The organism is Arthrobacter sp. CAN_A2, assembly GCF_015752045.1.
Classification (GTDB): domain Bacteria; phylum Actinomycetota; class Actinomycetes; order Actinomycetales; family Micrococcaceae; genus Arthrobacter_D.
In genome coordinates, this window is sequence record NZ_JADOUS010000041.1 from 1 (window position 1) to 4708 (window position 4708).

Annotated in this window: 3 protein-coding genes and 1 pseudogene; 2 read left to right on the forward strand and 2 right to left on the reverse strand. The window is 64.1% G+C overall.

Annotation, left to right across the window (positions count from 1 at the left end; translation table 11 throughout):
• Positions 1–1108 precede the first annotated feature (1108 nt).
• Together IWX63_RS16295 and IWX63_RS16300 are read left to right on the forward strand one after the other, a co-directional pair.
• Positions 1109–1396 (forward strand): hypothetical protein, encoded by a 288-nt coding sequence (locus IWX63_RS16295; RefSeq protein WP_199279201.1) that lies wholly within the window; start codon positions 1109–1111, stop codon positions 1394–1396.
• A complete protein-coding gene (locus IWX63_RS16300; protein WP_334685948.1) occupies positions 1386–3077 on the forward strand; it encodes a GAF domain-containing sensor histidine kinase in 1692 nt (563 codons plus the stop codon). Before IWX63_RS16295 ends, IWX63_RS16300 begins: the two co-directional genes overlap by 11 nt.
• 32 nt (positions 3078–3109) lie before the next feature.
• Here IWX63_RS16300 and IWX63_RS16305 read toward each other — a convergent pair whose 3' ends face one another.
• Both IWX63_RS16305 and IWX63_RS16310 read right to left on the reverse strand, forming a co-directional pair.
• On the reverse strand, positions 3110–4306 hold the full coding sequence (locus IWX63_RS16305) for an IS110 family transposase (protein ID WP_199279202.1): 1197 nt from the start codon (positions 4304–4306) through the stop codon (positions 3110–3112).
• 307 nt (positions 4307–4613) lie between these two features.
• Positions 4614–4708, reverse strand: a pseudogene (locus tag IWX63_RS16310) (IS5-like element ISNeu3 family transposase); the annotation flags it as partial.

A 4708-nucleotide genomic window follows, 5' to 3' on the forward strand; every position in this document is an offset into this window, starting at 1 on the left:
CCCGCGGCTACCGCAACCGCCACAACTACCGGCTCAGAATGCTCCTCGCCGCCGGCGGCCTCACTCCATGACCCCCACCGGATGTCCCAAGAGCCACCAATGCTGTTCGACACGGTCACGACGAGGGCCCCCGGGAATGGTGAACCGAACTGACCGGATCCCGGCTGTAACACCCACCGCAAAGCACACGCCTCAGCAGATGATCACCAAACAACACCGTGCGTCCCCCCATTGATATCACTCCGTCTCGTATACGCGAGTCCGTAGATACCCCGCCCCCATTGAATACAAATACTAATGAGGGAGATACTCACGCGAAAGGGTTCTTCGGCAAAACAACCTCGTTCGACTCGCCAAGAGTGGCTCCGTCGCCGGTCGCGCACAAGACATCCTCACGGTCGCGGAAAGCGGCGGCGTCGACGAGGCAGCGGCCGGGCAGAATTCCGGCCCATGCGCCCCGACACCCCGCACACCCGTGGACGATCATCGCTCTGCCCGCGGGAGCGCATCAACCTGCGCACTCACTCACCGGCACCGGTCGTTGCGATGACCACCCAGCCCTAGCCACCCCTCCAACCAGTGTGAGAACATCGGCGGATCCGGCCGGGTAATCAGGGTTGAGTCGACCGGTGGAAGCCGATCATCGCTTCTTTGCTTCCACCGCATCGTTCATGATGGCTGACCGGGGTGCTGGTCTGTAAGGTCAAGAAGCCGGCCTGAGATGAGCGCCCGCAGACGCTCGGTCTGCACTTTCGTCCAGACCGAGCGTCAGCGCGGCATTCTGATGGATGAGTTCACGATTGCCTGTGCACTACGGACAACATATGACGTTGTACCGCGAGACGGTGGCCGGTACATCGACTGCTGACATTCGGCCTCTTGCCGGTGCGTCGCTCACTGGGTGTTGGACTTGCTTTTCAACAACCTCACCGGATGTTTCCGTGCTTCGCCACCGCCCGTCAACACTCCGCAAATCCGGTCGATCCGCGCCGGGCACCAACCACCCGTCGTGGTTCGTAGCCCAACCCGTCGCATTTTATCCGCATAGTTGATACTTTGAGGCCGCAATCGAGTAACTGGCCACGCTCTATCCATGAGGGATGTCCCCGTGATTATCTCCACCATTAATCCCATCATCCCCATCATCCCCATCATTACCGCCATTACCGCCATTACCGCCATTACCGCCATTACCGCCATTACCGTTTTGCCCGTTGTTCCAGTTCTCGCGATGGGCGCGGCTGGCGAAGGTGTCGCGCGGTGGCTCCCGGTCCGCCGGGGCCGGTCGAGTGCTCGTTGTGTACCGGGTGTGGGCCGCCATGCCATCGTGTGCGGGTCACCGGGTGCTCGTTGCGCGGTTCGGTTCTCGGGGCGGGTGACTCCTCGTGTGGCGTGAGCCGCTGCGCCGTCGCACCCAGGACCTGTTCCGGGACTTCATGGACCGGGCCGAGGATCTGCTGGTCATCCAGGAACACCTCGAGGGCCTGCTGGAGGCGGTGGTCTCGCTCGCGGAGGATCTCAGTCTGGAAGCGGTCCTGGACCGGGTGGTGCAGTCGGCGTGCGATCTCCTCGATGCCCGTTATGGTGCGCTGGGCGTGATTGGTGAGGACGGGCAGCTGAACCATTTCATCACCGTAGGGATCGACGAGGAGGGGGTTCGGCGTATCGGGGATCTTCCGACCGGTCAGGGCGTGTTGGGGCTCCTGATCCGCGAGCCGAGACCGCTCCGGCTCCATGATCTGGGGCAGCACAAGGCCTCGGCAGGGTTCCCTGAAGGCCACCCCGCGATGTCCTCCTTCCTGGGCGTGCCGATCCGCGTGCGGGAGAAAGTCTTCGGCATCCTGTATCTGACGGAGAAGGTCGGCGGTAAGGACTTCACGGACGAAGACGAGGACCTGGCCGTTGCTCTGGCGGCCGCCGCGGGCCTGGCCATCCAGAACGCGCGCCTCTTCGACGAGAAGACACGGCGCCAACAGTGGCTCGAAGCTGGCATGAGCGTCAACGAACACCTCATCACGGCGCCTCTCCCGCAGCAGGGCGGCCTCGAACTGATCGCCGAGTCTGCCCTGGCCTTGGCCGGGGCGGCGCTCGTCGTGGTGGCATCCCTGGGGTCGGACGGGACACTCGAGTGCCGGACCTCGGTGGGGATCCTGTCCTTACCGGCGGGACAGACGTTGCCGGGTCCCGTGATGAAGACCGTCCTCGAGACGGGCGACGGATACCGGTCACGGAATCCCGCGGCCGTGTTCGATGTCGACACCGCCGCGAAGCTCGGGCCTGTCATGATCGTCGCGCTCGGGTACAAGGCAACCCCCAACGGGATCCTGATCATGGCCCGCCCGGAGGGCGCCGATCCATTCTCCGACGCCGAACTGGAAGCAGCGGCCGTCTTCGGTACGCAGGCCGGTTTGGCCCTGGACCTCTCACGAGCCAACCGCCGACAGGAGGAACTCACCCTGTTCACCGATCGGGACCGGATCGCCCGGGACCTGCACGATCGTGTCATTCAGCGCCTGTTCGCGACGGGACTGGGCCTGCAGACGCTCCGCCGGTTCACCGATGTCCCGGACGCACAGCAGAGAATCAACGCCATGACCATGGAACTGGATGAGACCATCCGGGAGCTACGCGACACCATCTACTCGCTGCAGTCCGACCGGGTAGCCGGCGAATTCCTCACCGATCTCATTGCCCAGGCAGTACGCGAAGGGATCGCGGGAACAAGCATCGTCCCGGACCTGCGGTTCGTCGGGCCGGTCAATCGTGCCGTGCCTGCCGACGTGGCCGATCATCTGCTGGCCGTGCTCGCCGAAGGCATCAGCAACGCGGCCCGGCACTCCGGCGCCGACACCCTGAGCATCAGCCTTACCGCGCAGGACGGGACCGTCGAGGTCCTGATCACCGATGACGGACGCGGATTCGACCGCCCGGAACGCATCAGCGGGCTCGCGAATCTGCAGCATCGGGCCACCACCGTCGGCGGAACCTGTGCCATCGACAGCACACCGGGGCACGGCACCCGCATCCGCTGGACGGCGCCGACCACGAATCGGCCCACCGCAGAAGCCACAGCGTGAAGCCTCCCGCACAGACCACCGCTGCCGCCCGCCTAGGGCGTGTCTCCTAACCGTTTGAGCCAGAGGGTAATCGCGCGTAGTACGGCGCCGCCGCGGTAGGTGAGGGCGAGTTTGATGCCCCTATGGATGTCCAGCGGTAATTTGGGGGGACTGTTCGGTGTTCGTGGGCTGATGAATTGAAAGATTTCTCGTGCGACGTAGCGTTTGAGGCAGCGGATGATCTCGCGTCTGGTTCTGCCTTCTGTGAGTCGTCTGGCGAGGTAGTTCTGGGTGCGGGTATCCCAGCGGAGCCGGCTGAGGACGATGCGGTAGAGCGCGGCGTTGGCTTGCCGGTCGCCGCCGCGGTTGAGGCGTCGTCGCTGGGTTTGACCGGAGGACGCCTCGACCGGGCTGGTGCCGCAGAGCGCGGCGTAGGAGGCCTCGGTGGCCAGCCGGTCCGGGTTGTCGCCGGCTGCGATGAGGAGGCAAGCGGCGCTATCGGGGCCGATGCCTTGAATGTCGGTGATGCTCGGGGAGGCGGCTTCGACGGCGTCCGCGAGCCTGCTGTTCAAGTCATTGATTTCCTCGCTGAGGTGCTGGATACGGCGGGCCAGCAGGTGAAGAGTGTGACGTGCGGCCCCGTCGGGGCCGGCATGTCTGGCATCGCTGAGTTTGGCGCAGGATCGGATCAGGTGTGGGTTGCTGAGCCCGGCTAATGATTCTCGGAGGCGGCTGTCCGCGGTGACGATCACGGCCTTGAGCTGGTTGATGGCTTGGGAGCGTGATTTGATCGCGGAATTCTTGGCCATCTTGAAGATCCGCAGCATCTCGACGGCTCCGGATCCCGTCTTCGCGGATCCCACCGCGCGGCCGGAGAGGACAGCGCGGGCGGCGGCTTCGGCGTCGACCAGATCGCTCTTGCCGCGTCGGCGTCGCGCTGCCTTGTCTGGCTGATTGACCTCGACGACGGTGAGGTTCCTGGAGTGCAGGTAGCGTGCGAGTCCGGCGCCGTAGGATCCGGTGCATTCGATTCCCGCGCGCTCGAGCACCCCGAAAGAGGTCGCCCAGGCCGAAAGCTGACCATAGCCGGTGTTCGTGGCCGGGAAGCTGCGAGTGTCTATTAGCCCGCCAATCGTCGTGATCACCGCCGCGACGTGGACGTGTTTATGGGTATCGACGCCGAGAAGGACCTCTTCCTCGGCCGGTGGGAGTGGAGCGAGGGCAGGAGGAGGAGAGATGATGGTCGGCACGGTCGTCTTTCTCTTGATGGGGTCAAGGAAAACGCGTCCGCCGCTGGGCCGGTGAAGGTCAAGACTGTGATGGTGCCTGTTGCGAAGGCCCCTATTGGGACACGACCCGGACCAGCGACAACGCAAAGAGCCGTTACGGACGGCGGTCGACAGATCAAACTCAAGGCACGCAGCCCGTCGTAGCGCGAGTCAGGCCGTCGTCCGGAACGGTGCCACCATCCTCACAGTCGACAGATCAAACTCAAGACACGAGGTCCGTCGTACCGCGGGTCAAACTGCTCGAGAACGGCGCAAGAACATCCTCACAGTCGTAGCGGGTCGCGATGCCTCGCCATTGCTTGTCTTCGTTGAAAGAGCGTTCAACGACGTTGCGTCCCTTGTAGTCCTCGACGTCGTAGCTGA